Here is a 25,185-nt window from a genome sequence, read left to right as displayed (position 1 = left end):
GCCACGGGGTACGGAGGCCTTCTCGGAGGCCCCGATTCCGTGTTCTACTTGCATATCCGTCGGACAGCGGCTCGCGCCGCAGTCCCCAGAGACGCCGAGAGGAGGCGATTGAAGTGATCAGCATCAACAGCAGCACGGCCGTCAGCACCGCCAAAATGACCGATCCCTCGGTCGTCTCCGCGTGCATGCTCGGCGTTTCGAACCTGGGCACCGGTGTGTCCGGCATTCCTGCCGCGCGTCCGGCGTCCTCCGTGTCTCTGGCGGGTCTTCCCGTCCGGGAGCGCAATGAGCGACCGACCAAGGCACTGGAAGCAGTAGTGGCGCAGGCGCATGCCTATGCCTTTGCGGCGGCCGGTGCCGGATTCCGGAAGCAGACGACGCAGCACCACCTGATGTGGGCCTTCCGTGGGCCAGAACCCTGGAGTGATCCAGCCTGATCGACTCAGGCCGGCGCCTTCAGGGCCGCGGAACCCCATCCGGGATCCGCGGCCCTTCTGTTTTCCCCGAACGGGGAGAGCGGAGCGAAGGGGCCTCGGGACAAGAAAAGAACCCGGTACCAAGCCGACTACCGGTCCAACAGGGCCGGACCGACCAGACGAGGAAGACGAACCGTGCAACTCGAAGCGCACGCCCCGTCCGTACCGCCTTCCGAAACGATCCCCCCGCCCGGCCCCACGGAGGACTCCGCCTTGATCCCGCTCACCGCGCTCACCGCGCTCGACGACGCCATCGAGAACCTCGGCGTACCCGTCCCCTGCCGTTCCTACGACCCGGAGGTCTTCTTCGCCGAGTCGCCGGCCGACGTCGAGTACGCCAAGTCCCTCTGCCGTACCTGCCCGCTGATGGAGGCCTGCCTCGCCGGCGCCAAGGAGCGGCGTGAGCCCTGGGGCGTCTGGGGTGGCGAGCTGTTCGTCCAGGGTGTTGTCGTCGCCCGGAAGCGGCCGCGTGGTCGCCCGCGCAAGAACCCGGTCACGGCATGAACACCATCGCAGGAACGATCGACCGCCCCCTCACGCACGACCCCAAGAAGCAGGCCCCGATGAAGCCGTCCACCAGCGAGCCCGCAGGCTCCGCGATCCCAGACTTCACCACCACCGGCGCGACCGACTCGCGTCAGAACAGGACCCGCGAGATGCAACTCATCCCAGAAGCCCTGGCTCGCGCGCATATGCGCGACCGGCTGCATGAGGCCGAGCAGGAACGCCGGGCCATCCGCTTGGCGACCGCTCGCCGGATGCAGCGCCGGGCCGAGCGCGCCTCCATGCGCGCCCGCCGCGCGCTCGCCATGGCCGTCATGCAGTAACCGAAACACCTGAAGCGGTGGCCTTCCGAACCGGGCAGAACTGGACCGGACCGGGAGGCAGCAGCTCTCCTCGCGGGGGCCGGTCCGTCCGAACGGACCGGCCCCCGCGGTGCGTTGTGCGCGGTGTTCCACCGTGTGCGGCGCTATCGTCCGCAGGGTGACGAGTCTTCCCGGAGACGATGACAGCGGTGACTCCACGACGGAGCCGCAGCCGCTCGTGTGCGCCCGCTGCGGCGCGCGGTCCGAGGGGCCGCAACTCACCTGGACCTACTCCGTGGAGAGCGGCGTCCACCAGTACTTCTGCGGCACCTGTTCCCGGGAGAACCTCAGGGCGATCGAGGGTCGTCTCGACTCGGCCTGGTGGTAGGCCCGGAGTCGGAGATGACCGAGCACGGCCCGTGGCGGTCGGGGACCGGCTACTTCCACGAGAACTGACGCAGCCGGGTCAGGCCTCCGCGGCCGGCACCTCCTCGTCGAGCTCCTCGTCCCACTCCGCCTCCAGGTCCTCCTCCGGCACGAACCCCGGCAGCCACTCCTCCAGTTCCTCACGCAGCCGGACCGTCGCACCCAACTGGCACAGCACCCCGATTGTGCTCAGGGTCACCCGGTGTATCAGGAGGTACGCCGGGGGCAGGTTGAGCTGCTTGCCCAGCTGGTGGGCGGGGGAGCGGGGATCGGCTATCCGGGCGGCCTGGCTGCGCATCCAGCCGCGGGTGAAGGTGAACGCGTCGACCTCGGCCGGTTCGATGATCGGCAGAAGGTAGTCGAGGACGGCGTCGGGGTCCAGCTCGATGGACTCCTTGACGAAACCCTCCGCGCAGAGGAGTTCGTAGACGGCCTCCGCCTCGCCGTCCAGCGTCATGCGCAGGGAGGTGCCGATGGTGTCCGGCAGCCCGCCCGGGAGCCGGTCGACCGTGCCGAAGTCCAGGACGCCCAGGCGCCAGTCCTCGTCGCCGTCGGGACCGCCGGGCAGGAGACGGAAGTTACCGGGGTGCGGGTCCGCGTGCAGGAGGCTGGTGCGGGCCGGGCCGGAGAAGAGGAACCGGGCCAGGAGCTGCCCGGCGCGGTCGCGCTGCTCCTGCGTGCCCTCGGAGATCACCTCCGACAGGGGGACGCCGTCGATCCACTCCGTGATCAGGACCTGGTCGCTCTGGTGGACCACCCCCGGCACCACGACGTCCGGATCGTCCGCGAACTCCTCGGCGTGGGCCTGCTGGGCCTGCGCCTCCAGGCCGTAGTCGAGTTCCTCCGAGACCCGGTCGCGCAGTTCCGCGATGAGGGGCTTGATGTCGATGCCGGGTACGAGGGGCCCCAACAGACGGGCGAAGCGGCCCAGTTGGTTGAGGTCGGACAGCAATGCCTCGCCGGCCCCGGGATACTGAACCTTGACGGCCACCTCGCGACCGTCGTGCCACACGGCCCGGTGCACCTGGCCGATCGACGCCGCCGCGGAGGGCTTGTCGTCGAACTCGGCGAACAGCTCCTGCCAGTCCTCGCCCAGGCGCTCCACGAGCACCGTGTGCACGGTGCGGGTCGGCATCGGAGGCGCGGCCTCCTGCAGTTTGGTCAGGGCCGCGCGGTAGGGGCCGGCGACCTCCTCGGGGAGCGCCGACTCGAAGACGGACAGGGCCTGGCCGAACTTCATGGCGCCGCCCTTGAGCTCCCCGAGCACCTTGAACAGCTGGTCGGCGGTGCGCTGTTGCAGCTCGCGGCCGACGATCTCCGCGGACTCGCCCACGATCCGCTTGCCGAGCCCCCACGTGGCCCGCCCGGCGAAGCCGAGCGGGAGCGCGGCGAGCTTGGCGGTACGGGTGACCGCTTTCCGGGGAAGATCAGACATGCGCCCTCCAGGTCCCAGCCGGTCGCGGCGCGGTTGCCTTACGGCACAACTCCTCCGACGACCGTTGCTCCGTCATTGTCTCGTGCGGATCCTCGTCCTTGGAGGTGTGTTCTCCCTTACCTTTCTCCGCGGCCCCGCACAGGCATGCGGGATGGGGCCAGACCGGCCGCGCGTGCCAGCTCAGGCCGGGCAGCGAGACCTCCCAGCGGGCGCCCGCGCTCGACGGGACGCGGCCGTCCAGGAAGGCGAGCGCGTGTGCGGCCGCCAGTCCCGCGACCGTAGTGGCCAGGGCCAGGTCACAGGGCCGCGCCTGACGCGGTCTGTTCCCCGAGCGCCACTGGGCGACGAGTCGGGGCCAGGCCTGGTCCCGGTCGGTCCGCGTCTCGTGCAGACAGCCCGCGCAGCCCGTCTCGCCCGGCAGGACGAAGGGGCCGACCACTCCCGTCGCCTCGACCACGCCCGCGTACAGATGAGGCGTGCCGGACCGGACGAGCGGTTCCGCGTGGGCCGGGGCGGGCGCGTGCACGTCGACGTCGTCCCTCGGGGCGAGGATCACCAGGGAGAACCCGGGTTCGTCCGCCCCGGCCGAGGCCCTGGGGGTACGGCGCGGCAGACGATCCGGAGCCGCCGCGGACACCGCCCGGTGCGCTGCCGCGTCCCTGCGGTCGCCCACGGAGGCCGCGGGCAGCCCGCCCGGGGCCACGTCCCCCGGCTCGACCCTGCCGCAGTCCCGCACCTCGACCTCCCCGACCCCGGCACCCGAAAGCAGCGCGGCCAGCGTCGAGCCCACCCGGCCCGCGCCCCTGACCTGCACGCGCAGTGAGCGGCGGGCGGCCAGGAGCCTGATCGCGTCGCCCGGTTCGGAGGTGGTCAGGGAGAGGGACGCCAGGTCGGGCGCCAACCGGTCGAGGACCTCTTTCTTCCCTCGCAGCGCGTCCGCGGCCGGTCCGCCGCCTCTCGAGTCATCGACGAGCCCGGCCCGTGCCAGCCGCCCCACCAGCGTGTCGACGTGGCCCTCCGGCAGATCCATCCGGTGTCCCTCCTCCCGCAGCAGCGCGAGACCGCGCGTGCCGTTGATCAGGTCGAGGAAGCTGCCCGTCGCCGTGTCCATCGGACCCAGCGTCATCGCGTGCGCCGGGGTCATCCCGAACTGCACGGTGTTGAGATCGCGCCAGCCACGCCGAAGCGCGGGTTTCACCAGCGGAACCATGGTCCGCGCGAGCGGAACCGATGTTTGCATGACAGGCCCCCGTAGCCCTCGTAGAACGTCCCCGTCCGCCCCAGGAACCGGGCGATGGTCGGTCGCGGTTCCGGCGGCGATGCCAGCATGCCCGGACCCGGCCGTCACGTGCTGAAAGTAGTCCACAGGTGAGGGCTATTCGTCGTACAAATCAGACGCATGGTGGGCGATCGGAACCGAACCGTCCCGGAGTCGGGACTTCCCCCGTGTGCAGCGGGTAACGTCAGGGCGTGCCCGCCGACCCACTGCACAGCGCCGGAACGCCACAGCGCAGCACGACGAGCCAGCCGCCGAGCGGCTCGGGGGCGAGCGCGATCGAGGTGCGCAGGAGCAACCGTCGCCGCCGGACGGTCTCCGCGTACCGCGAGGGCGATCGCACCGTCGTGCTCATCCCTGCCCGGATGTCCGAGGCAGAGGAGCAGCGCTGGGTGACCGTCATGCTCGACAAGCTGGCCGCCCAGGAGAGCAAACGGGTCCTCGGGGACGCCGAGCTCTCCGAGCGCGCCCAGCGCCTGTCCGCCCAGTACTTCGACGGGCGGGCGCGGCCCGCCTCGGTCCGCTGGGTGACCAACCAGAACACCCGCTGGGGTTCGTGTACCCCGTCCGAGGGCAGCATCAGGCTCTCGCACCGACTGCAGGGCATGCCGGAGTACGTCGTCGACTACGTCCTCCTCCACGAGCTTGCGCATCTGCTCGTGCCCGGGCACGGGCCCCGATTCTGGCGGTTGCTGGAGGACTATCCGCGCACCGAGCGGGCCAAGGGCTATCTCGAAGGCGTGGTCGCCGCGGACCGGTTGCCGCATCTGCCGCCCACGCGCGGAGAGTGACCGTCGACTCGAACGGGTTTTTGTACCGGATCTGTACCGACCTCCACCGGTGTCCGAGTTTGCCGTTAGCCTGTCGCGACGCACTCGCATTCGGGATGGGGGACGGTCGTTACGCATGGCCAGGGAATTCCAACGCGGCCACAAGGCCAAGATCAGTGACCTGACCGCGGGCACGGACCTGTACGTAGGCGTACAGATCTCCGCCCCCGGACTGACCTTCGACATCAGCTGCTTCGGCCTCGACGCCGACGAACGGCTGTCGGACGACCGGTACTTCATCTTCTTCAACCAGCCGAAGTCACCCGAGGACTCCGTCCAGCTCCTGGGCGCCCAGTCGGGAGACACGGAGTCTTTCCGGGTCACACTCGATCAGATCCCGTCGCAGATCCAGAAGTTGTCGTTCACGGCGACGATCGATGGCGACGGCCAGATGTCGCAGATCGCCCCCGGTTATCTCCGCATCGTCGCCGGTGGCGAGGAAGTGGCCCGGTACTCGTTCGACGGCAGCGAGTTCTCCACCGAGCGTGCAGTGATGGTGGGGGACCTGTACCTGAAGGACGTCTGGCGGTTCGCCGCGGTCGGCCAGGGCTTCGACGGCGGCCTTGACGCGCTGCTGAAGAACTTCGGTGGCGAGGTCGCCGAGGAGGAGCCCGAGCCCGCGCCCCAGCCCGCCGTACCGGCCCAGTCCCAGGCACCGGCCTTCGCCCCGCCCCCGCAGGCCGCCGCGCCGCCCGCGCCCGCGCCTTCCTTCGGAGCGCCGCCGGCCCCCGGGCCCGCCCCGACGGCCCACACCGCTCCGACGGCCGCGGGGACCACCCCGCCCGCAGCGCCGACGAGCCCGCAGACATTCACCCCTCCGGGGCAGACGTTCACGCCGCCCGGAGCACCTCCGGCAGGTCAGTTCGCACCTCCCGGAGCACCTCCGGCGGGCCAGTTCGCCCCTCCCGGAGCACCCGCCGGTCAGTTCGCGCCCCCGGGCGCGGTCGCCGGTCAGTTCGCGCCCCCCGGCGCTCCCGGAGCCTTCCCCGGTCAGGCGCAGCCCTTCGGCGGAGGTGCGCAGCTCGCTCCCGTGCCGCCGGAGGCGAACGTCCGCGTCGTCCTGACGAAGTACGCGGAAGCCCCCGTCGGCGACCGCTGGACGGAGCAGAACGCCAACCTGGTGCGGGCCACCCTCACCAAGGACGCGCCCATCCTCGCCAAACAGGGCAGCATGGTCGCCTACCAGGGCGACATCGACTTCGCCCACAAGGGCTCGGGACTGCTCGGCAAACTCACCGGGGCGCTCACCGGTCAGGGCATGTCCCTGATGCGCTGCACGGGCAACGGCGAGGTGTTCCTCGCCGACGAGGCCAGCCGGGTCTTCGTGATCCGCCTCCAGGGCGAGCAGCTCTACACCAGCGCACAGGGCGTGCTCGCCTTCGACGAGTCCCTGGAGACCGAGGTCCGCCGCATCGAGGGCGCGGGACTGCCCGGCGGAGGCTTCTTCAGCATGCTCTTCTCCGGCACCGGAGCGGTCGTCGTCAAGACACGCGGTGTGCCCGTCGTCCTCCCCGTCGGCCCGGCCACCTATGTCGACGGCAACGCCGTCATCGCGTGGTCCGCCGGTGCGCAGGCGGTCACCACGACCTCGCTCAGGCTGCGCCGCTCCGGGTACGCCCGGCAGACCACCGAGGCCGTGAACCTCCAGTTCCGCGGCGCCCCCGGCAACTTCGTCGTCGTACAGCCCTTCGAGGTGTGAGGCCATGGACTCCCAGACTCTGACTGCGCACCGGGCCGCCCCGACCGGCCTCCGTATGAGTGTGCACAGCTCCAAGACGCTCAAGGTCACCATGGTCACCGGCCAGGACCTGATCGCCAAGGCCGGCTCGATGATCGCCTACGACGGCTATGTGCAGTTCGACGGGGCGCCCGCCAGCGTGCGTCGTTCGGCGGAGGAGATGGTCACCGGGGAGGGCGGCCGGCTGATGCTGGCCCGCGGTGACGGCGACCTCTATCTGGCCGACTACGGCGGCGACATCCTCGTCCTTCACCTCAACGGCGAGGCCCTGTCGGTCAACGGCGCCACGCTCCTCGCCTGCGACGCCTCGCTGGAACTGGCCATCGAACCGGTCAAGGGCCTCGCCAAGCTGTCCGGCTCAGGACTGACCAACCTCGTCATCAAGGGCACCGGCTGGGTCGCCCTGGTCAGCCGGGGCATCCCCATGGCCCTGGACTGCGCCGAACGCGAGACGTACGTCGACCCGGACGCGCTCGTCGCCTGGACGACCGGCATGGAGATGAAGGCCCGCCGCACCATCAAGGCGAGCGCCCTCATCGGCCGGGGCAGCGGCGAGGCCTTCCAGATCGGCTTCAAGGGACAGGGCTTCGTCGTCGTCCAGCCGAGCGAGGACACCGGCGACCGATTCAAGATCCGGGGCTGAGGGGAGCACCAGGCACATCATGCACAGCACACTCTTCGCACACGTCCCGGTCGAGTCGACCGGGCGCTACACCCTGCAGAATCCGCAGCTCCTGAAGACCGACGTCACTCAGGGCAGCAGCCCCGTCCTCGCCCGGCAGGGCGCCATGGTGGCCTTCGAGGGCCAGGTCGAGTTCGACAGCCAGTACCGCAACCGCAGTTGGCGCAACGTCGAGCGGATGACGGGCGAGCGCCTCGAACTCATGCGCTGCAAGGGCAACGGCATCGTCTATCTGGCCAACCTCGCCCAGCACCTGCACATCATGGAGGTCGGCTCCGGCATCACCGTCGACAGCTCCTACGTGCTCGCCTTCGACGGCTCCCTCGGCGTCGGCATCGTCGCGGTGGACAGCGCCGTCGAGGTGGCAGCCGCGGGCGCCTACAACCTGGAGCTGTCCGGCTCCGGACAGGTCGTCCTGATGACCTCGGGCGAGCCGCTGGTGCTGGAGGTGGGACCGGACAAGAACGTCTGTGTCGACTCCGACGCCGTCATCGCCTGGTCCACGTCCCTGCGCACCCAGCTCCAGGCCCCCACCTCCACCTCCGGGGTGTGGCGTCGCAGGGGCACCACCGGCGAGGGCTGGGAGATGCATTTCGGCGGCACCGGCCACGTCCTGGTCCAGCCCAGCGAGCTCCTGCCGCCGCAGGGCATGCGCAACGGCGGAGTGCTCGGCCAGTTCGGCATGCGCGGCAACTCCCTCGGCGGCAGCAACAGCTAGTACCTGTAAGGGGCGACCACCATGGGCGGTCGCCCCTTACACATGGGCTCAGAGCCTCGCGCGGGTCGCGTCCAGCAGTCGTACGACGGATTCGTCCGCGACGGTCGGGACCTCGTCGTAGGCGAACCAGCGCAGGTCCAGGGACTCGTCGCTGATCGCCTCCACCGCGCCCTCGGGAGCCAGTGCCGCGTACTGGACGTCCAGATGCCAGGCGCAGGGGGTGTGGTGGCGGTCCAGACGCACCGGGCCTCCGGGGAGCAGGTGGAGCCCCGCGATGCCGGACTCCTCGGTCCCCTCGCGCAGGGCGGACCCGGGGAGGGTCGCGTCACCCGGTTCGCAGTGGCCCCCCATCTGGAGCCACATGCGCAGCTTCTTGTGGAGGGTGAGCAGGACCCGTTCGCGCGAGGGGTCGATCACCAGGGCACTTGCCGTGATGTGCCCCTCCGCGCACGACTTCCACATGCCGTCCGGATGAGCCGCGAGGTGGTCCAGGTAAGCCTGGCGGAGGTCCGCCTGGTCCTCGTAGCCCTTGAGAACCAGGACGGCATCGTCGTACAGGCTCACTCGGTGTCGTCGCTCTCGGAGTCGTCCTTCTTCTTCAGGTCGGGCTTGTCCGCCGCCTCGCCGAGCATCTTGTCCAGCTCGGAGAAGTCCAGCTGCTCGCGGTGCACGAAGCCGTCCGGGTCGTCCAGGTCGGAGGCGGTCGGCAGCATGTCCGGGTGGGCCCACAGACCGTCCCGGCCGTCGACACCGCGCGCGTCCGTGAGCGAGGCCCACAGGCGGGAGGCGTCGCGCAGGCGGCGCGGGCGCAGCTCCAGGCCGATCAGCGTGGCGAACGTCTGCTCGGCCGGGCCACCCGAGGCGCGCCGGCGACGCAGGGTCTCGCGCAGCGCGTCCGCGGAGGTGAGACGCGGCTTCGCGGCCGCGTGGACCACCGCGTCCACCCAGCCCTCCACGAGCGCCAGAGCCGTCTCCAGACGGGCCAGAGCCGCCTTCTGCTCCGGGGTGTCCTCCGGCTGGAACATGCCCTGCTGGAGTGCGTCCTGCAGCTGCTCGGGGTTCTGCGGGTCGAACTGGCCGACCACGTCCTCCAGCTTGGCGGTGTCGACCTTGATCCCGCGCGCGTAGCCGTCGACCGCGCCGTACAGGTGCGAGCGCAGCCAGGGCACGTGCGCGAAGAGGCGCTGGTGGGCGGCCTCGCGCAGGGCGAGATACAGCCGCACCTCGTCCTTGGGCACCCCCAGGTCCTTGCCGAACGCCTCGATGTTCACCGGCAGCAGCGCGGCCTTGCCGGCCGGACCCAGCGGCAGGCCGATGTCGGTGGAACCGACGACCTCGCCCGCGAGCACCCCGACGGCCTGCCCGATCTGGGTGCCGAACATGGCGCCGCCCATCGAGCGCATCATGCCGATCAGCGGGCCCGCCATGGCCTGCATCTCCTCCGGCAGGACATCGCCCATCGCGGCGCCGACGCGCTCGGCGACCGGGTCGACGAGCTCCTTCCACGCGGGCAGGGTCGCCTCGACCCACTCCGCGCGCGACCACGCCACCGCGGAGCCCGCGCCGGAGGGCAGGGACGTCGCGTCGTCGAGCCACAGATCGGCCAGGCGTACGGCCTCCTCGACCGCGCTGCGCTCGGCCGGGCCGACGCTCGAGTCCTTGGTGCCGTCCGAGGTGCCCTGGGAGACGGTCTGGCGGGCGATCTGCTTGGCCATGTCCCAGTTCACCGGGCCGCCCTCGTACGAGAGCATCTGGCCCAGTTGCTGGAAGGCGGCGCCCAGGTCGTTGGGGTTCAGGGAACCGAACATGGCAGCGAGCGGATTGTCGGCTCCGGGGCCACCGAAGCCGCCGGCTCCGGGCAGCCCGCCGAAACCGAACGGGTTGGCCGGGCCCTGACCACCACCGCTCTGCTGGTCCTTCTTCTTGCCCTCGTCGCCGTCGTCCGGCTCCTCCGGCGGAAGGCCGAATCCGAATGGGGTGTCACTCACGGGATTCCTCGGCTGGTAAGGCCGCCGGTTTCCCTCCGGCGGCGCGGCTGCCCGATAACACCACCCAGCGTAGACACCAACGGCCGTTAGGGCCTCGGTGCTCCGCCGACTCTCCGCCTGCGGCAGGATGGATGCCACCTGGTACGTACGCGTCACTCGCGTTCCTACTGAAGACAACCGCTGGAGACGCCCGGTGAGTTCCCCTGATCCGCAGGTTCGCGCAGCGCGAAACCAGTCAACCAATCCCGCCACGCGCGGGCCAGTCGTCGCTGTCACCGGCGCCGCTTCCGGCATCGGAGCGCTGCTCACCGAGCGGCTCGCCGCCTCGGAGGAGATCAAGCAGGTCATCGCGCTGGACGAGCGGCGCGGTGAGTGCGCGGCGGCGCAGTGGCACGTCCTGGATGTGCGGGATCCGGCCATCGCGGAGAAGCTGCGCGGGGCCGACGTCGTGGTCCATCTGGCGCTCGATCTCGATCTGGAGACGGATCCGGCGGCGCGTACGGCGTACAACGTGCGCGGGACGCAGACCGTGCTGACCGCCGCGGCGGCCGCCGGCATCCACCGGGTCGTGCTGTGCACTTCCGCGATGGTCTACGGGGCGCTCCCCGACAACGAGCTGCCGCTGTCCGAGGACGCCGAGCTGCGGGCCACGGCCGAGGCGACCGGGGTCGGGGATCTGCTGGAGATCGAGCGGCTCGCGCGGCGGGCTCCTCGGGCGCATCCCGGGCTCAACGTCACCGTCGTCCGGCCCGCCGTGCTGGTGGGCGGGGGCACGGATACCGCTCTGACCAGGTATTTCGAGTCGCCGCGGCTCTTGGTGGTGGCCGGGTCCCGGCCCGCCTGGCAGTTCTGCCATGTCGAGGATCTGTGCAGTGCTCTGGAGTACGCAGCCCTGGAGAAGGCCGAGGGGGAGCTGGCCGTCGGGTGTGACGGATGGCTGGAGCAGGAGGAGATCGAGGAGCTCAGTGGGATCCGGCGGATGGAGCTGCCGTCGGCGGTGGCGTTGGGGGCGGCGGCCCGTCTGCACCGGATCGGGCTGACGCCGTCTCCCGCGGGGGATCTCGCGTACACGATGTACCCCTGGGTGGTGAGCGGGAGCCGGCTGCATGACGCCGGGTGGCGGCCGCAGTGGAGCAACGAGGAGGTTCTCGCGGAGCTGCTGGAGGAGGTCGCCGGGCGGCACACGGTCGCCGGGCGGCGGCTCGGGCGGAAGGATGCGACGGCTGCGGGAGCGGCTGGAGCGACGGTCGCTCTTCTGGGTGCTGCTGCTGTCGTACGGCGGGCTCGGAAGGCGCGGCGGCGGATCTGAGGGTGCCGGGGCCGGGTTTTCTCGCCCCCGCCGCCCCTACCCCTACCCCTACCCCTACCCCTCCCGTCCCGTCCCGTCCTCAGGGGGCTCCGCCCTGGACCCCCGCCCCTCAAACGCCGGAGGGGCTGAATGGCCTGTAGGTCGCTCCAAAGCCCCACGCACGCGTGCCGGACGATCACGCCATTCCCCGTTGTCCCCGGCGTGCGGCACGATGGAGGTATGGCACCCACCTACGACCACCCCGGTGAGCAGACCGCCGACGAGCCCATCAAGCTCATCGCTGTTCGTGAGACCCCGCTCTCCCTCGACGAGGTCTTCCGGGCCGTCGGGGACGACGCGGCCGGGGGCACCGCTGTGTTCGTCGGGACCGTGCGGAATCATGACGGCGGCGCCGACGTCGACAAGCTCGGGTATTCGTGTCATCCCAGTGCCGAGGCCGAGATGCGGCGGGTCGCCGAGAAGGTCGTCGCGGAGTTCCCGGTGCGGGCGCTCGCCGCCGTGCATCGGGTCGGGGATCTCGGAGTCGGGGATCTCGCCGTCGTCGTCGCCGTTTCCTGTCCCCATCGCGGGGAGGCCTTCGAGGCCTGCCGAAAGCTGATCGACGATCTCAAACACGAGGTGCCGATCTGGAAGCACCAGACGTTTTCTGACGGCACGGAGGAATGGGTCGGCGCCTGCTGAACCCTTCCTTCACCCCTCCGGTTGCGTAACCGCACCCCTGGCATGAGCGTTGTCAGTGCGGATGGTTAATCTGCTGATCAGTCAGCTTTTCGCGGTCGCTCAGTGGTCGCTCGGTGCGGGGTCGGAGGTCGGCATGGGGGCGCTCGTCTGGTTGTTGATTCCGTTCGTCGCCGCGGTCGCCGCCGGGCTGTGGGGCAGTTGGGCCGGCCGGACCCGCAAGGTGCGCAACGACGGCCCCGAGCTCGACGGGTACGCCCGTTTCCGCGCCGCCATGGAGAAGCCCCACTCCGGTACCTGACGATGGTCTGACAGCAGCGTCCCGTACTGTCGTGCCATGCCACGCCGCACCGCGACGATGCTCGCCTCCACCCTGATGCTGATCGCGCTCCTGTGCGCGGGAGTCTTCATCAACGTGCCTTACGCCGAGATGTCACCGGGCCCCACGGTGAACACCCTCGGGGACCACGGCGGCGAGCCGGTGCTGCAGATCTCGGGACGCAAGACGTATCCGGCGAGCGGCCACCTGAACATGACCACTGTCCGGGTCACCAGCGCCGACTACAAGATGAACCTCGTCGAGGCCGTCTACGGTTGGCTCGCGCACGACAACAAGGTCGTGCCGCACGACACGCTCTACCCGGACGGCAAGACCGAGGAGCAGTCGACCCAGGAGAACGCCGAGGAGTTCAGCCAGTCCCAGGAGAGCGCCAAGGTCGCCGCCCTGAAGGAGCTGGACGTCCCGGTGCAGTCCTGGGTGATTGTCTCGACCGTCGTCAAGGACTCCCCGGCCGAGGGCAAGCTGCACGCCGGTGACGTGATCAAGGCCGTCGACGGTACGACGGTGAAGGCGCCGGACGATGTCGCGAAACTGGTGACGAAGCACAAGCCCGGCGAGGACGTCGTCTTCACGGTCGTGCCCGCCAAGGAGCAGGCCGCCGCCGAGAAGGCCAACAAGACGGCGACCAGGACCGAGAAGATCACGATCACCACCAGGACCTCCGACGACGAGGGCGAGAAGCGTGCCATCGTCGGGATCGCCGCCGGCACCGACCACACCTTCCCGTTCACCATCGACATCAAGCTCGCCGACGTCGGCGGGCCGAGCGCCGGCCTGATGTTCGCGCTCGGCATCTACGACAAGCTCACCCCGGGCGACCTGACCGGCGGAAAGTTCGTCGCCGGCACCGGGACGATCGACGACGACGGCAAGGTCGGCCCGATCGGCGGCATCGAGATGAAGACGGTCGGCGCGCGCGACAAGGGCGCCCAGTACTTCCTGACGCCCGCCGACAACTGCGCGGCCGCTGCCAAGGACACCCCCGACGGGCTCACCCTGATCAAGGTGAGCACCATCGACGACGCCCTCGGCGCGCTCAAGGACATCCGCGAGGGCAAGACCTCCGACCTGCCGGAGTGCACGAAGGGATAGCCGCGAGGGCTACTCCTCGAACGTGGCCGACAGCGCCTCCGCCAGGCCCGGCACCAGGTCGCCGCCCGTGAGGACCTCCGTCGGGGAGTCCTTCTCGCGCAGGCGCAGGGCCGAGTCGCGGGCGCCGTCGCGCAGCACCGCGACCGTCATCCGGACCTCCTGTCGGTCCGGGTGCTCGGCGACCCACTTCGCCAGCTTGGCCTCGCTCAGCCCCTGCGGCACGGACGCCTCGGCGGACGGCGGCAGCATCAGGCGCTCCACGGTGAGCGCGCAGCCCACGACCGCGTCGGGCCAGGCGATGGTGCCGAGGAACTCGTCGAGCGCCTTGCCCGCGGGAATCTTGTCCTGCTCGATAGGGGTCAGGCCTGAGGACTCCTGCGCGTTCTCCAGACCGAGCTGGCTCGCGAGAGCGGGTTCCTGGACTCGCAGCCGGGCGGTGTCTACGAGGGCGAAGAGGCGAGCGGGCTGGTCCCAGCCGAGGCCGGAGGCGTACTCGTCGATCTCGAGTACGGCCCGGGTGAGCGGGCTCGCCGCCATGGGGGTGTTGGACATGGTCACAATCCTGCCTCGTTAGTCACCGGAATCGGGAACCGAGTAAACGGTGAGTAAGTTGCATAGGTGTGGGCCCGCGATCACGGGGGGCCACCCAGGGGCTCGCGAACACGAGGGCCTGACGGATCGACAGCGAACTTCGAGGGGCGCACCTTGGCTTTCCAGATGCCGGACCGCGGCGGAGGCCCGACGGGACCGCGGATGAGAGTGGGCCGCCCGTCCCGGCGCGCCCGGACCCTGCTCATGACGCTGGGCGTCCTTGCTGTTCTCGGCATGGCGTTCACCATGTTCGCGGGCTTCTGGACGGACTGGCTCTGGTACCGCTCGGTGAACTACTCGTCCGTGTTCACCACCACTCTGTGGACCAAGATCGGGCTGTTCTTCGTCTTCGGTCTGCTGATGGCACTCGCGGTCGGCTTCAACATCTGGCTGGCCCACCGGCTGCGCCCGCCGCTGAGCGCCATGTCGATGGAGCAGCAGAACCTCGACCGCTACCGGATGGGCATCGCGCCGTACAAGAAGTGGCTGCTGCTGGGGCTCGTCTCCCTGGTGGGCCTGATCGCCGGTGCCTCCGCCTCCAGCCAGTGGCGGACCTGGCTGATGTGGGTCAACGGCGTCTCCTTCGGCCAGAAGGACCCGCAGTTCCACCTCGACATCTCCTTCTACACCTTCGACCTGCCCTGGTACCGGTTCCTGCTCGGCTTCGGCTTCGCCGCCGCGATCCTCTCGGTGATCGCCGCCGCGCTGACCCATTACCTGTACGGCGGTCTGCGCATCACCTCTCCCGGCGCGCGGGCCACGGCCGCCGCGACCGGGCACCTGTCGGTGCTGCTCGGTGTCTTCGTCGCCCTGAAGGCCGTCGCGTACTGGCTCGACCGGTACGGCCTCGCGGTCAAGTCCAGCGACTTCAAGGCGACCGACAGCTGGACCGGCCTCAGGTACGTCGACGCGAACGCCTACCTGCCGGCCAAGACGATCCTGTTCTGCATCGCCGTCATCTGCGCGCTGCTGTTCTTCGCCACGCTGTGGCGGCGCACCTGGCAGCTGCCCGTGATCGGCTTCGGCCTGATGGTGCTCTCGGCGATCCTCATCGGCGGCCTCTACCCGGCGATCGTCCAGAAGTTCCAGGTCCAGCCGAACGAGCAGGCCAAGGAAGCGCCGTACGTCGAGAAGAACCTCAAGGCGACGCGTGAGGCGTACGGCATCGACGACGCCTCGGTGACCGAGTACTCCGGCAAGGCCACCACCACGGACAAGACCAAGCTGCGCGACGACGTCGACGCCACGGCGAGCATCCGGGTCGTGGACCCCAACGTCGTCTCGCCGACGTTCCAGCAGCTCCAGCAGATGCGTAACTACTACGCGTTCCCGACCAACCTGGACGTCGACCGCTACACCAAGGACGGCAAGGACCAGGACACGGTCATCGGTCTGCGTGAGCTGAACCTGGCCGGTATCCCGAAGAACAACTGGATCAACGACCACTTCCGCTACACCCACGGCTACGGCGTGGTCGCCGCGAAGGGCACCGAGGCCGACAGCGAGGGCCGCCCGGTCTTCACCGAGTCCAACCTGCCTTCGCAGGGCGATCTCGGGACGTACCAGCAGCGGGTCTACTACGGCGAGAAGACCACGGAATACTCGATCGTCGGCGGTCCCCAGAAGGAGATCGACTACTCCGACGACGACGGTGAGAAGACCTACAGCTACGAGGCCAAGAGCGGGGTCAACCTCTCCAACCCGATCAACCGGGCCGCGTACGCGGTGGCGTTCAGCGAGCCGCAGATCCTCTACTCCGGAGCGATCGGCGAGGGTTCGCGGATCCTGTACAACCGCACACCCAAGCAGCGCGTCGAAGCGGTCGCGCCCTGGCTGACCATCGACGGCGACGCGTATCCGGCGGTGGTGAACGGCAAGATCCAGTGGATCGTCGACGCGTACACGACGACGAACGGCTACCCGTACTCCTCGCGTACGACCCTCGGTGACACCACGGCCGACTCGCTGACCGCGACGAACAACCAGCGCGCGGTCGTGGCCCAGCAGAACCAGGTCAACTACATCCGCAACTCGGTGAAGGCGACCGTCGACGCGTACACCGGCGAGGTCAAGCTCTACCAGTGGGACACCAAGGACCCGGTCCTCAAGACCTGGATGAAGGCGTTCCCGGGCACGGTGGAGCCGAAGAAGGACATCTCCACCGACCTGATGGCCCATCTGCGGTACCCGCAGGACCTGTTCAAGGTCCAGCGTGAGCTGCTGGCCCGCTACCACGTCGAGGACGCAGACACCTTCCTCAGCGGCAGCGAGGTGTGGCAGGTGCCGGACGACCCGACCAACAAGTCGGGCGACGCGGTGCCGCCGTACTACCTGAGCATGAAGATGCCGGACCAGTCGTCGCAGGCGTTCTCGCTCACGACGACGTTCACGCCCAACGGCCGGGACAACCTCAGTGCGTTCATGACGGTCGACGCCGAGGCGGGCACCCCTGACTACGGCAAGATCAGAATCCTGAAACTGCCGACCAACACCACGGTCAACGGGCCCAAACAGGTGCAGAGCCAGTTCAACTCCGAACAGGACATCGCCGAGACCATCAGCCTCCTCAACAGAGGCGATTCCAACGTGGAGTACGGCAACCTCCTGACGGTGCCGCTCGACGGCGGACTGCTCTACGTGGAGCCGGTCTACGTACGCGGTGGTGGACTGAAGTACCCCTTGCTGCGGAAGGTGTTGGTGACCTACGGAGGCAACACCGCCTTCGAGGACACCCTCGACGAGGCCCTCAACAAGGTCTTCGGAGCGGACGCCTCGACCACCCAGCCACCGGCCGACGACGGAGGCGACACGACCACTCCGCCGCCGACATCCAGCGATCCGACGGTCCAACAGGCGCTGAAAGACGCCCAGAAGGCCTTCGACGCCGGCCAGGAAGCCCTGAAGAAGGGCGACTGGGAGGCGTACGGCCGGGCCCAGGAGGATCTCCAGGACGCGCTCAAGCGGGCCGAGGACGCCCAGGCGGCGGCGGACAAGAGCGGCAGCAGCGCGAAGCCCAGCAGCAGCCCGAGCGCCAGTGGCAGTCCAAGTCCGAGCAGCAGTCCCAGCGGCTGATCAAATGCCCCCCGCGCCGTGATACGGTTGCGTCACAACGGCGCGGGGTGGAGCAGCTCGGTAGCTCGCTGGGCTCATAACCCAGAGGTCGCAGGTTCAAATCCTGTCCCCGCTACTGGAATCGAAGGCCCGGATCCTTTTCAGGATCCGGGCCTTCGTGATGTGCGAACGCATGTGCCGGGGAAGTGGCGGCCGTGCCGCCGACGGCAGTTGGGGGGAACTGTGTTTCACTTGTCGTTCTGTGGGCATGTCGACAAAACGCTGAAGTGACCTCACTGGCTGCGGTATACCAGGTGTACCCAGGTTGCAGGTGGTGCGACGATGGACGTTATGGGGGACAAGACAACTCTGTTGGAGACAGGGCGTTTTGTGCAGCCTGTCGATTTTTCGGAGTCGACGGGCGACTTGTCGCAGCCCATGGACCGGGACGAGACCGGTGAGGCTGCCGAGGAGGCACGTCAGCGCCTGGCCGCGGAGACCGGTGACGTCGAGGCGATGAGCGTCCTCGGCGCCCTGCTGCTGCGCCGCGGGGACCTCGACGGAGCCGAACCCCATCTGCGTGCCGCCACCGCCGCGGGCGACCGGGCCGCCGCCAACAACCTGGGTGTCCTGCTGCACCAGCGCGGATACGCCGACGACGCGGCAGGCTGGTGGCGGATCGCCGCCGTCGCCGGGTCCGCCGCGGCCGCGCACGCGCTGGGACGCCACCACCGTGAGAGGGGCGACGAACCCGCCGCCGAGTACTGGCTGCGCCAGTCCGCCGAGCAGGGGCACGCGCTGGGCGCCTACGCGCTCGCCGACCTGCTGGAGCACCGTGGGGATACGGGTGCCGAGCAGTGGATGCGTACCGCGGCCGAGCGGGGGCACCGGGAGGCGGCGTACCGGCTCGCCCGTGCGCTTGACCGCCGGTTGAGGCCCGAGGGGGACGCCGGGGACGACGACGGTGCCGGGGCCGAGGCCGAGCAGTGGTACCGGCAGGCCGCCGCGCGCGGGCACCGGCGGGCGGCGCTGCACCTCGGGGCGATCCTGGAGCGGCGCGGAGCACTCAAGGAGGCCGGGCGCTGGTATCTGACCTCCGCCAAGGACGGGGAGGCGCGGGCCGCCTGCGCCCTCGGGTTCCTGCTGCGGGACGCGGGCGACACCGAGAGCGCCGCCGTGTGGTGGCTGCGCGCCGCCCAGGACGGGGACGGCAACGCGGCCAACGCGCTGGGCGCCCTGCATGCCGAGCGCGGGGAGCCGCAGACCGCCGAGCGGTGGTACCGCGCGGCGATGGACGCCGGCGACGACAACGGCGCGTACAACCTCGGGCTGCTCTGCGCGGAGCAGGGACGGACCGCGCAGGCCGAGCAGTGGTACCGGCGGGCCGCCTACGCGGGACACCGGGAGGCGGCCAACGCGCTCGCCATTCTGCTGCTGCAGGGCGGCGACACGGCCGGCGCCGAGCCGTGGTTCTCCAAGGCCGCGGAGGCCGGGAGCGTGGATGCCGCGTTCAATCTCGGGATCCTGTTCGCGGGGCGGGGCGAGGAGCCGGTCGCGCTGCGGTGGTACGAGCGGGCGGCCGCCGCCGGGCACACGGAGGCGGCGCTGCAGGTCGGCATCGCCCGGCTGCGGGACGGTGACGAGCCCGGCGCCGAGCAGCATCTGCGATGTGCGGCGGGGGGTGGCAGCGCGGAGGCCGCGTATCGGCTGGCGACCGTCCTCGACGCCAGGCGGCCGCCCGTGCCCGCGCACTCGCTCGGGGAGTCCGCGCACTTGGAGAAGAGCGAGTGCGAGGAGTGGTACGAACGGGCTGCCACTCAGGGGCATCGGCGTGCTCAGGTGCGGGTGGGGATGCTGGCCGCTTCGCGGGGCGATGTCGTGGAGGCGGCTCGGTGGTACCGGGAGGCCGCCGAGGCGGGATCTCGGAACGGGGCCTTCAATCTGGGCCTGCTGCTTGCCCGGGAGGGGAGTGAGCCGGAGGCCGCCGTGTGGTGGACCCGTGCGGCCGATGCGGGGCACGGGCGGGCGGCGTTGCGCCTGGCCCTGGTCTACGCGCGTCGGGGGGAGCTGGCGGAGGGGCAGGGGTGGGCGGATCGGGCGGTTGCGCTGGGGCCTGCGGAGGTTTCTGAGCGGGCGGCTCGGTTGCGGGATGCGTTGCGTGAGGAGCTGTCGGCGTAGCGCTCCGCGGGGTGCCGCGTCAGGTCGTGTGGCGGCTTGCGGGTCCGATGTGGCTTGTCGCGCCCGCGCGGCGGAGCCGCACATTGATACAGCCCCGCGCCCCTTGGTGGGTGCAGTTAGACGATTTGCTTCTGGTCTCCCACTTCACGTAACGTTGCATTCATCGACGCGGGGTGGAGCAGCTCGGTAGCTCGCTGGGCTCATAACCCAGAGGTCGCAGGTTCAAATCCTGTCCCCGCTACTGAAGGCCGAGGGCCGGAATCCGATCAAGGGTTCCGGCCCTCGGTGTTTTCAGGGCTTGTGGCCCACGGATTCCTCGTACAGGGAGCGGTCCACTGTCTGCGACTCCGGTAGCGGCTCGCCTCCTGCCACGCCCTGTGCCTTGTACGCCGCCTGCAGCCGGTCCGTCGTGCCTGCGCGGATCTCCCAGTCCATGCGCAGCGGCGGGGTGGATTTCAGGATCTCCTCGTCGGTCTTCAGGAGCTTCGCCAAGTAGGTGACGAAGGTCGCATCCGACTTGTAGTCGGCCGTGAAGTAGGTGTTCACCGTGCGGATGTACGCCCGCAGCAGGGCGACCCCCGCGTCCACGTCGTCGTTCAGGAGGCCGGGGCCGTAGAGCATGCCGCCCAGTGGCTCGCCGAGGGGCTGGCCGCCCAGGAAGGCGTAGCCGGGCTTGCCGTCGACGTTGCGCCAGACCGGGTCCAGGAGCCAGGCCGAGTCGACGCCGCCGTTCTGGAGTGCCGTGAGGACGTCCGCCGAGCCGAGCTGCTGGTACTGGATCCGGTCGAGGCCGCCGCCGTGCTTTTCGAGGGCCTTCTCCATGGGGTACGCGATCACCGAACCCTTGCCGATCATCGTGCCCATCCTGCGGCCGGCCATGGTCACGTCGTCCGCGGTCTCTCCGTCCTTCAGCCTCACCCACAGGCCACTCTTCGACTTCGCGTCGGGTGCGAAGTTCGCCGCGACCCAGCGGATGTCGAAGCCGCCCCTGATGCCGTTCATCACCGCAGCCTCGGGTGCCGCCCACAGCGCGTCGATGTCCCCCTTGGCGAGCAACGGCAACGAGTCCGGGGTCGGCAGCACCTTCAGGGTGACGTCCAGGCCCTCCTTCTTGAACTCGCCCTTGTCCAGTGCCACTTGGAGCGGTGCCACGTACTCCGCGCTCAGCGTGCCCGTCGCGATCGTCAGTTTGCGGGGCTTCGACAGGGGCCGGGGCGCGGGGGCGCCGGTGTCGCAGCGGGCCGGGGTGCGGGTCGGGGAGAGGTCCGACGGGTCGGTCCAGGAGTCAGCGCCGCAGCCCGCAACCGGGCGGACGGTCCGTGGCCCACCCCCGCTCGCCCCTGACTCCGGGCTCCCGGGATTCTGGGACGCCGTGCAGGCTGTCGACGTCAGCAGGGCTGCTGCGGTCAGTACTGCGCCGTACACGCGTGTTTTCATGACTGGCCCCTTCCGCGGTCCCGCGGTGCCCACGGGGTGAGCAACCTGCCTGCGATGCGGACCAGTTCGGAGAACGCGACTCCGAGGACGGCCACGCAGACGATGCCGACGAACATGACGTCGTTCTGGAACAGGGCGCGTGCGTCGAAGATCAGGTGGCCCAGGCCGTTGGTCGCGGCTATCTGTTCCGAGGCGACGATCACCAGGACCGCCACGCCCGCCGCGATGCGCGCGCCGACCAGGACCGAGGGGAGGGAGGCGGGCAACAGGACGTGGCGGAACATCTGCCACGGTGAGGCGCCGAAGACCTGGCCCGCGTCCCGGTGGCCCGAGGGGATCGACATCACCGCCGACATCGTCTGGATCCACACGAAGAAGAAAACCGTCGCCGCGACCAGGGCGACCTGGGGGCCCTCGCCCAGGCCGAACATGTTCAGGAAGACGGGGAGCAGGGCCAGTTTCGGGACGACGTACAGGGCGTCCAGGAGGGGTTCCAGGGCCGCCCTCACCAGGGACAGCGAGCCCATCAGCAGGCCCAGCGCGTAGCCCGTGGCGGTGCCGATCGCGTAGCCCGCCAGGACGCGCTTCAGGGTCGCCCAGACGTCCGGCCACAGATCGCCGGCGGCTGCCCGATCCCAGCCGTCGGCCAGGATCGTGGAGGGGGCCGGGTAGACGCGCTCGTCTATCCAGGCCTGGGCGGCGGCCAGTTGCCACAGAAGGACCAGGAGCAGCGGGACGGCCACCGCCAGGGCCAGCTCCAGGGCGCGCCTGCGGCGGTGGGTGCGTACGGGGTGCAACTCCTCCGGGCCCGGGCGGCGTACGAGAACGGATTCCTTGCCGGGAGCCACCGTCGTCATGCCGGCACCGCCTCCTTGCGCAGCAGGTCCCACAACTCGCTCTTCAGGGACGTGAATTCGGGCGCCGAGCGGATGTCGCCCGTGCGCGGGCGGGGGAACGGCGGGCGGTGTTCGGCGATGAGGCGGCCGGGACGGGCGGACATCACCAGGACACGGTCGCCGAGCACGATCGCCTCCTCCAGGCTGTGGGTGATGAAGAGGGTGGTGGTGCGCAGGGTCTGGGTGAGGTCGAGCAGTTCGTCCTGGAGGATCGTGCGGAGTTGGGCGTCCAGGGCGGCGAACGGCTCGTCCATCAGGAGGAGTTCGGGCTCGACCGCCAGGGCGCGGGCGATCGCCACGCGTTGGCGCATGCCGCCGGAGAGGGTGGCCGGGTAGGCGTCGGCGAAGTCCGTGAGGCCCATACGGGCCAGCCACTCGTCGGCCCGTCGGTTCGCCTCGCGGCGCGGGACACGCTGGATGTCCAGGCCGAAGCGGACGTTCGCGCGGACGGATTTCCAGTCGTAGATGCCGTAGTCCTGGAAGATCATGGCAGCCGGGCGGGCCTCGGCAGTGCGGATCTCCAGGGAGCCGGTGCTCGGGCGGAGCAGGCCCGCGGCGATGCGCAGCAGCGTCGACTTGCCGCAGCCCGAGGGGCCGACCAGGCAGACGAACTCGCCGGGGGCGACGCTGAGGTCGAGGGGGCCGAGGGCGTCGACGGAGCGGGGCGGACGGCCGAAGGTGCGGGTCAGGCCGGTGGCGTGGAGTTTGGGGTGCGGATGTTCCGAGGCGGCCCTGGGCGGCGGTTCTCCCGCGGTGGTCTCGGGGTGCGGATCTCCCACGGTTGCTCCTTGCGGAGTTCGGTACGGAGAGGGGTGGCCGCACGACGATATGACGGCCCGTCAGATTCGGGAAGCCCGCAGGCCGCACCAATGCCTGTACGCAGCACGGAGCCCCGGCACCCATGAGGTGCCGGGGCTCCGGAAGTCGTCGATGCTTACGCCGCCGCGCAGTTGGGGCATACGCCCCGGTACGTCACCTCGACGTCCGAGACGGCGAAGCCGAAGCGCTCCGAGTCGGGGAGGTCGGCCAGCGGGTTGCCGGTGGGGTGGACGTCCCGGATGGCGCCGCACTGGGCGCAGACCAGGTGGTGGTGCGGCTGGTGGGCGTTGGGGTCGTACCTCTTGGCGCGCTTGTCCGTGGCGACCTCGAGCACCTCGCCGAGGGTCACCAGTTCGCCCAGCGTGTTGTAGACGGTCGCCCGGGAGATCTCGGGCAGCTTGGCCACGGCGCGTGCGTGGACCTCGTCGGCCGTCAGATGGACGTGCTCGCCGTCGAGGACCTCGGCCACGACGCGCCGCTGCGCGGTCATCCGCCATCCGCGGCCGCGCAGTCGTTCCAAAAGGTCGCTCATGCGTATCAGCTTAACAGCTGGGGACCAGAATCCGAACAGGTGTGAGTTTGGAGCCCTACTTGAATTGGATTAAGTCTAATATGGGCTGAGAGGCAGGCTACGACAGGCGGCTGGAGGCCCGCGGTATCAGGCCCTTCGTGGATCGACTCCAGCACTGGACCGCTTGTCGTAGCCTGCTCTGTTCCCGGGGCGGACCCGGCTTTCTCCTAGGCCGGCACGCGCTGTCGCGTCGGCGCCCAGCAGCGGATGATGTCGCGGACCGAGACGATGCCCGTGGGCTCGCCGCCGTCGAGGACGATGAGGTGCCGGAAGCCGCCGTGGGCCATCGCGTGCGCGGCCTCCTCCAGGGTCCAGGTCGGGGCGGCGAAGACGACGTCGGTGGTGGTGTGGGCGTGGGCGTGCTCCGTGTCCGGGCTCTGGCCCAGGCCCACGGAGTTGAGGATGTCGCGCTCGGTCAGAATGCCGATGCCGGTGCCGTCGGGATCGAGGACCACGGCCGCGCCCACCCGGCGGGCGGACATCAGGGCGGCGGCCTGGCGGAGGGTGTGGGCGGGGCCGATGGTGAGGACCACCGTGCTCATGGCGTCGCGGACGAGCATGGGTTGGGAGTCACCTCCTGGGAGCCGATGAGTTAGTTCATCGGTTCACAAGTTCACAAATGAGGGTCCTCTCAGAGTCGCAGGTAAAGCGAGGGTCAACAAGAGGGCGCGCGCGGCCGATTGAGAGCGTGCGCGCTCAGATGTGCTTCCTTGTGCTCCCTGGTGGCGCTCGTTCGGATACCCGAGCTAGTAGCGCTCGTTCAGATACCCGAGCTAGTAGCGCTCGTTCAGATACCCGAGCAGTTCGTCGTGGAGCAGACCGTTGGACGCGGCCGCGTTGCCGCTGTGCGGGCCGGGGCGGCCGTCGAGGCCGGTGAAGGTGCCGCCGGCCTCCGTGACGACGATCGCGTTCGCGGCCATGTCCCAGAGGGAGAGCTCCGGTTCCGCGCAGATGTCGATCGAACCCTCGGCGACCATCATGTACGGCCAGAAGTCGCCGTACGCGCGCGTGCGCCAGACCTCGCGGGTCAGGTCCAGAAAGCCGCCCAGACGGCCCTGGTCCTCCCAGCCGGTCAGCGAGGAGTACGCGAAGGAGGCGTCCGAGAGCTTGCCGACGCGGGACACGTGGAGGCGGGAGGCGGAGGAGAGGCTGCGGCCGGTGAACGCGCCGTGCCCCTTCGCGGCCCACCAGCGGCGGCCGAGGGCAGGGGCGGAGACCAGGCCGACGACGGGCTGGAAGCCGCCCTCCGACGCCTCCGTCAGGGAGATCAGGGTGGCCCAGACGGGGACGCCCCGTACGTAGTTCTTGGTGCCGTCGATCGGATCGATGACCCAGCGGCGGGGGCCGGTGCCCTGTACGCCGTACTCCTCGCCGAGGATGGCGTCCCTCGGGCGGGCGCGTTGGAGGTGGCCGCGGATGAGTTCCTCGGCCGCCTTGTCGGCTTCGCTGACCGGGGTCATGTCCGGTTTGGTCTCGACCTTGAGGTCCATTGCCTTGAAGCGGTCCATGGTGGTCGCGTCGGCCGCGTCTGCTAGCACGTGGGCGAAGCGGAGGTCGTCAAGGTAGTCCGGCATGTGGCGAACGGTATCTGTCCACGTCGGTACGGTGCTATGGGGGTCGGAGTGTGGACTGCCCAGGAGAGTGCCGGATCGGGTTGCGCGGCGGCAGCGGGTGCGTCGTGGTTGATCGCGCCCCGCGGCGGAGCCGCTGATGTCACAGCCCCGCGCCCCTTTTGGGTGAGTGCGGCTGACGCGCTCAAGAAGTTCGCGCGCTTCCGCATGCTCACGCGAACCCTTGACAGTGCCCCCGTGCGCGTCAAATCTGGGCGCAGAGCTGCTTGCTCCCTGG

25 protein-coding genes and 2 tRNA genes are annotated in these 25,185 nt (G+C 69.9%); 16 read left to right on the top strand and 11 right to left on the bottom strand.

From position 1 onward, the window contains the following. Positions 1–113 precede the first annotated feature (113 nt). From ACI2L1_RS00960 to ACI2L1_RS00945, 4 genes are all read left to right on the top strand, one after another. On the top strand, positions 114–437 hold the full coding sequence (locus tag ACI2L1_RS00960; protein WP_404737173.1) for a hypothetical protein: 324 nt from the start codon (positions 114–116) through the stop codon (positions 435–437). Between the two features lie 174 nt (positions 438–611). Next, on the top strand, positions 612–980 hold the full coding sequence (locus ACI2L1_RS00955) for a WhiB family transcriptional regulator (protein WP_356020746.1): 369 nt from the start codon (positions 612–614) through the stop codon (positions 978–980). Further along, positions 977–1,303, top strand: coding sequence for a hypothetical protein (locus ACI2L1_RS00950; protein WP_404737172.1), 327 nt, complete (start codon positions 977–979; stop codon positions 1,301–1,303). The genes ACI2L1_RS00955 and ACI2L1_RS00950 overlap by 4 nt, the downstream gene beginning before the upstream one ends. Positions 1,304–1,460: 157 nt before the next feature. Further along, positions 1,461–1,670: a hypothetical protein gene (locus ACI2L1_RS00945; protein WP_404737171.1), complete on the top strand. Its 210-nt coding sequence runs from the start codon at positions 1,461–1,463 to the stop codon at positions 1,668–1,670. A gap of 78 nt (positions 1,671–1,748) precedes the next feature. On the opposite strand, the gene ACI2L1_RS00940 is transcribed toward ACI2L1_RS00945, so the two are convergent. Together ACI2L1_RS00940 and ACI2L1_RS00935 are read right to left on the bottom strand one after the other, a co-directional pair. Then, a complete protein-coding gene (locus tag ACI2L1_RS00940) occupies positions 1,749–3,143 on the bottom strand; it encodes an ABC1 kinase family protein (RefSeq protein ID WP_404737170.1) in 1,395 nt (464 codons plus the stop codon). Then, positions 3,136–4,353, bottom strand: a complete 1,218-nt coding sequence (locus ACI2L1_RS00935) for a TOMM precursor leader peptide-binding protein (protein ID WP_404737405.1) — start codon at positions 4,351–4,353, stop codon at positions 3,136–3,138. The genes ACI2L1_RS00940 and ACI2L1_RS00935 overlap by 8 nt, the downstream gene beginning before the upstream one ends. Before the next feature lie 260 nt (positions 4,354–4,613). On the opposite strand from ACI2L1_RS00935, the gene ACI2L1_RS00930 reads away from it, so the two are divergent. The 4 genes from ACI2L1_RS00930 (at position 4,614) to ACI2L1_RS00915 (ending at position 8,387) form a co-directional block, all read left to right on the top strand. Beyond that, on the top strand, positions 4,614–5,210 hold the full coding sequence (locus tag ACI2L1_RS00930; protein ID WP_404737169.1) for a M48 family metallopeptidase: 597 nt from the start codon (positions 4,614–4,616) through the stop codon (positions 5,208–5,210). A 115-nt stretch (positions 5,211–5,325) separates the two neighbouring features. After that, positions 5,326–6,948, top strand: a complete 1,623-nt coding sequence (locus tag ACI2L1_RS00925) for a TerD family protein (protein WP_404737168.1) — start codon at positions 5,326–5,328, stop codon at positions 6,946–6,948. Between the two features lie 4 nt (positions 6,949–6,952). After that, positions 6,953–7,630, top strand: a complete 678-nt coding sequence (locus ACI2L1_RS00920) for an AIM24 family protein (protein ID WP_404737167.1) — start codon at positions 6,953–6,955, stop codon at positions 7,628–7,630. A gap of 19 nt (positions 7,631–7,649) precedes the next feature. Beyond that, positions 7,650–8,387: an AIM24 family protein gene (locus tag ACI2L1_RS00915; protein ID WP_062024050.1), complete on the top strand. Its 738-nt coding sequence runs from the start codon at positions 7,650–7,652 to the stop codon at positions 8,385–8,387. 48 nt (positions 8,388–8,435) lie between these two features. Here ACI2L1_RS00915 and ACI2L1_RS00910 read toward each other — a convergent pair whose 3' ends face one another. Next, on the bottom strand, positions 8,436–8,951 hold the full coding sequence (locus ACI2L1_RS00910; protein ID WP_404737166.1) for an NUDIX hydrolase: 516 nt from the start codon (positions 8,949–8,951) through the stop codon (positions 8,436–8,438). After that, positions 8,948–10,375: a zinc-dependent metalloprotease gene (locus ACI2L1_RS00905; protein ID WP_404737165.1), complete on the bottom strand. Its 1,428-nt coding sequence runs from the start codon at positions 10,373–10,375 to the stop codon at positions 8,948–8,950. The genes ACI2L1_RS00910 and ACI2L1_RS00905 overlap by 4 nt, the downstream gene beginning before the upstream one ends. 193 nt (positions 10,376–10,568) lie before the next feature. Here ACI2L1_RS00905 and ACI2L1_RS00900 point away from each other — a divergent pair, with 193 nt between their 5' ends. The 4 genes from ACI2L1_RS00900 (at position 10,569) to ACI2L1_RS00885 (ending at position 13,794) form a co-directional block, all read left to right on the top strand. Then, the gene (locus tag ACI2L1_RS00900) at positions 10,569–11,684 is read left to right on the top strand and encodes an SDR family oxidoreductase (protein ID WP_404737164.1); all 1,116 of its coding nucleotides are present in this window, start codon (positions 10,569–10,571) and stop codon (positions 11,682–11,684) included. A 219-nt stretch (positions 11,685–11,903) separates the two neighbouring features. Beyond that, on the top strand, positions 11,904–12,365 hold the full coding sequence (locus ACI2L1_RS00895; RefSeq protein ID WP_404737163.1) for a molybdenum cofactor biosynthesis protein MoaE: 462 nt from the start codon (positions 11,904–11,906) through the stop codon (positions 12,363–12,365). Between the two features lie 55 nt (positions 12,366–12,420). After that, complete coding sequence (locus ACI2L1_RS00890; RefSeq protein WP_404737425.1) at positions 12,421–12,663, top strand: hypothetical protein; 243 nt, start codon at positions 12,421–12,423, stop codon at positions 12,661–12,663. A 36-nt stretch (positions 12,664–12,699) separates the two neighbouring features. After that, on the top strand, positions 12,700–13,794 hold the full coding sequence (locus ACI2L1_RS00885) for a PDZ domain-containing protein (RefSeq protein ID WP_404737162.1): 1,095 nt from the start codon (positions 12,700–12,702) through the stop codon (positions 13,792–13,794). A gap of 9 nt (positions 13,795–13,803) precedes the next feature. On the opposite strand, the gene ACI2L1_RS00880 is transcribed toward ACI2L1_RS00885, so the two are convergent. Then, the gene (locus tag ACI2L1_RS00880; RefSeq protein WP_404737161.1) at positions 13,804–14,346 is read right to left on the bottom strand and encodes a PPA1309 family protein; all 543 of its coding nucleotides are present in this window, start codon (positions 14,344–14,346) and stop codon (positions 13,804–13,806) included. A 201-nt stretch (positions 14,347–14,547) separates the two neighbouring features. On the opposite strand from ACI2L1_RS00880, the gene ACI2L1_RS00875 reads away from it, so the two are divergent. The 4 genes from ACI2L1_RS00875 to ACI2L1_RS00860 all read left to right on the top strand — a co-directional run bounded on the left by ACI2L1_RS00875 (position 14,548) and on the right by ACI2L1_RS00860 (position 19,855). Beyond that, positions 14,548–17,457, top strand: coding sequence for a UPF0182 family protein (locus ACI2L1_RS00875; RefSeq protein WP_404737160.1), 2,910 nt, complete (start codon positions 14,548–14,550; stop codon positions 17,455–17,457). Positions 17,458–17,498: 41 nt separating this feature from the next. Continuing rightward, positions 17,499–17,572: transfer RNA gene (locus tag ACI2L1_RS00870), tRNA-Met, on the top strand. Between the two features lie 206 nt (positions 17,573–17,778). After that, positions 17,779–19,614 (top strand): tetratricopeptide repeat protein, encoded by a 1,836-nt coding sequence (locus ACI2L1_RS00865; RefSeq protein WP_404737159.1) that lies wholly within the window; start codon positions 17,779–17,781, stop codon positions 19,612–19,614. Positions 19,615–19,781: 167 nt separating this feature from the next. Next, positions 19,782–19,855, top strand: a tRNA-Met gene (locus tag ACI2L1_RS00860). Positions 19,856–19,905: 50 nt separating this feature from the next. On the opposite strand, the gene ACI2L1_RS00855 is transcribed toward ACI2L1_RS00860, so the two are convergent. The 6 genes from ACI2L1_RS00855 to hisN form a co-directional block, all read right to left on the bottom strand. Then, positions 19,906–21,051 (bottom strand): ABC transporter substrate-binding protein, encoded by a 1,146-nt coding sequence (locus ACI2L1_RS00855; RefSeq protein ID WP_404737158.1) that lies wholly within the window; start codon positions 21,049–21,051, stop codon positions 19,906–19,908. Continuing rightward, complete coding sequence (locus ACI2L1_RS00850; RefSeq protein ID WP_404737157.1) at positions 21,048–21,908, bottom strand: ABC transporter permease; 861 nt, start codon at positions 21,906–21,908, stop codon at positions 21,048–21,050. The genes ACI2L1_RS00855 and ACI2L1_RS00850 overlap by 4 nt, the downstream gene beginning before the upstream one ends. After that, positions 21,905–22,636 carry an ABC transporter ATP-binding protein gene (locus tag ACI2L1_RS00845; RefSeq protein ID WP_404737404.1) on the bottom strand — a complete coding sequence of 244 codons (732 nt, stop codon included), beginning with the start codon at positions 22,634–22,636 and terminating at the stop codon, positions 21,905–21,907. The genes ACI2L1_RS00850 and ACI2L1_RS00845 overlap by 4 nt, the downstream gene beginning before the upstream one ends. A 245-nt stretch (positions 22,637–22,881) precedes the next feature. Further along, the gene (locus ACI2L1_RS00840; RefSeq protein ID WP_404737156.1) at positions 22,882–23,298 is read right to left on the bottom strand and encodes a Fur family transcriptional regulator; all 417 of its coding nucleotides are present in this window, start codon (positions 23,296–23,298) and stop codon (positions 22,882–22,884) included. A 206-nt stretch (positions 23,299–23,504) separates the two neighbouring features. Continuing rightward, the gene (locus ACI2L1_RS00835; RefSeq protein ID WP_404737155.1) at positions 23,505–23,897 is read right to left on the bottom strand and encodes a cyclic nucleotide-binding/CBS domain-containing protein; all 393 of its coding nucleotides are present in this window, start codon (positions 23,895–23,897) and stop codon (positions 23,505–23,507) included. Positions 23,898–24,110: 213 nt separating this feature from the next. Next, positions 24,111–24,911, bottom strand: coding sequence for a histidinol-phosphatase (hisN, locus tag ACI2L1_RS00830; protein WP_404737154.1), 801 nt, complete (start codon positions 24,909–24,911; stop codon positions 24,111–24,113). Positions 24,912–25,185 lie beyond the last annotated feature (274 nt).

The sequence above is a fragment of the Streptomyces sp. NPDC019531 genome, assembly GCF_044903305.1.
GTDB lineage: Bacteria > Actinomycetota > Actinomycetes > Streptomycetales > Streptomycetaceae > Streptomyces.
Note: the sequence above shows the minus strand (reverse complement) of the source record. Positions and strands in the feature narration are given on the sequence as shown.

What these genes read in the sequence shown, in the direction of transcription:
- ACI2L1_RS00915 (WP_062024050.1), top strand. Translation starts at nt 7,650, where the DNA reads ATGCACAGCACACTCTTCGCACACGTCCCGGTCGAGTCGACCGGGCGC.
- ACI2L1_RS00895 (WP_404737163.1), top strand. Translation starts at nt 11,904, where the DNA reads ATGGCACCCACCTACGACCACCCCGGTGAGCAGACCGCCGACGAGCCC.
- ACI2L1_RS00940 (WP_404737170.1), bottom strand. Translation starts at nt 3,143, where the DNA reads ATGTCTGATCTTCCCCGGAAAGCGGTCACCCGTACCGCCAAGCTCGCC.
- ACI2L1_RS00920 (WP_404737167.1), top strand. Translation starts at nt 6,953, where the DNA reads ATGGACTCCCAGACTCTGACTGCGCACCGGGCCGCCCCGACCGGCCTC.
- ACI2L1_RS00850 (WP_404737157.1), bottom strand. Translation starts at nt 21,908, where the DNA reads ATGACGACGGTGGCTCCCGGCAAGGAATCCGTTCTCGTACGCCGCCCG.
- ACI2L1_RS00880 (WP_404737161.1), bottom strand. Translation starts at nt 14,346, where the DNA reads ATGTCCAACACCCCCATGGCGGCGAGCCCGCTCACCCGGGCCGTACTC.
- hisN (WP_404737154.1), bottom strand. Translation starts at nt 24,911, where the DNA reads ATGCCGGACTACCTTGACGACCTCCGCTTCGCCCACGTGCTAGCAGAC.
- ACI2L1_RS00840 (WP_404737156.1), bottom strand. Translation starts at nt 23,298, where the DNA reads ATGAGCGACCTTTTGGAACGACTGCGCGGCCGCGGATGGCGGATGACC.
- ACI2L1_RS00855 (WP_404737158.1), bottom strand. Translation starts at nt 21,051, where the DNA reads ATGAAAACACGCGTGTACGGCGCAGTACTGACCGCAGCAGCCCTGCTG.
- ACI2L1_RS00865 (WP_404737159.1), top strand. Translation starts at nt 17,779, where the DNA reads ATGGACGTTATGGGGGACAAGACAACTCTGTTGGAGACAGGGCGTTTT.
- ACI2L1_RS00875 (WP_404737160.1), top strand. Translation starts at nt 14,548, where the DNA reads ATGAGAGTGGGCCGCCCGTCCCGGCGCGCCCGGACCCTGCTCATGACG.
- ACI2L1_RS00885 (WP_404737162.1), top strand. Translation starts at nt 12,700, where the DNA reads ATGCCACGCCGCACCGCGACGATGCTCGCCTCCACCCTGATGCTGATC.
- ACI2L1_RS00935 (WP_404737405.1), bottom strand. Translation starts at nt 4,353, where the DNA reads ATGGTTCCGCTGGTGAAACCCGCGCTTCGGCGTGGCTGGCGCGATCTC.
- ACI2L1_RS00950 (WP_404737172.1), top strand. Translation starts at nt 977, where the DNA reads ATGAACACCATCGCAGGAACGATCGACCGCCCCCTCACGCACGACCCC.
- ACI2L1_RS00835 (WP_404737155.1), bottom strand. Translation starts at nt 23,897, where the DNA reads ATGCTCGTCCGCGACGCCATGAGCACGGTGGTCCTCACCATCGGCCCC.
- ACI2L1_RS00925 (WP_404737168.1), top strand. Translation starts at nt 5,326, where the DNA reads ATGGCCAGGGAATTCCAACGCGGCCACAAGGCCAAGATCAGTGACCTG.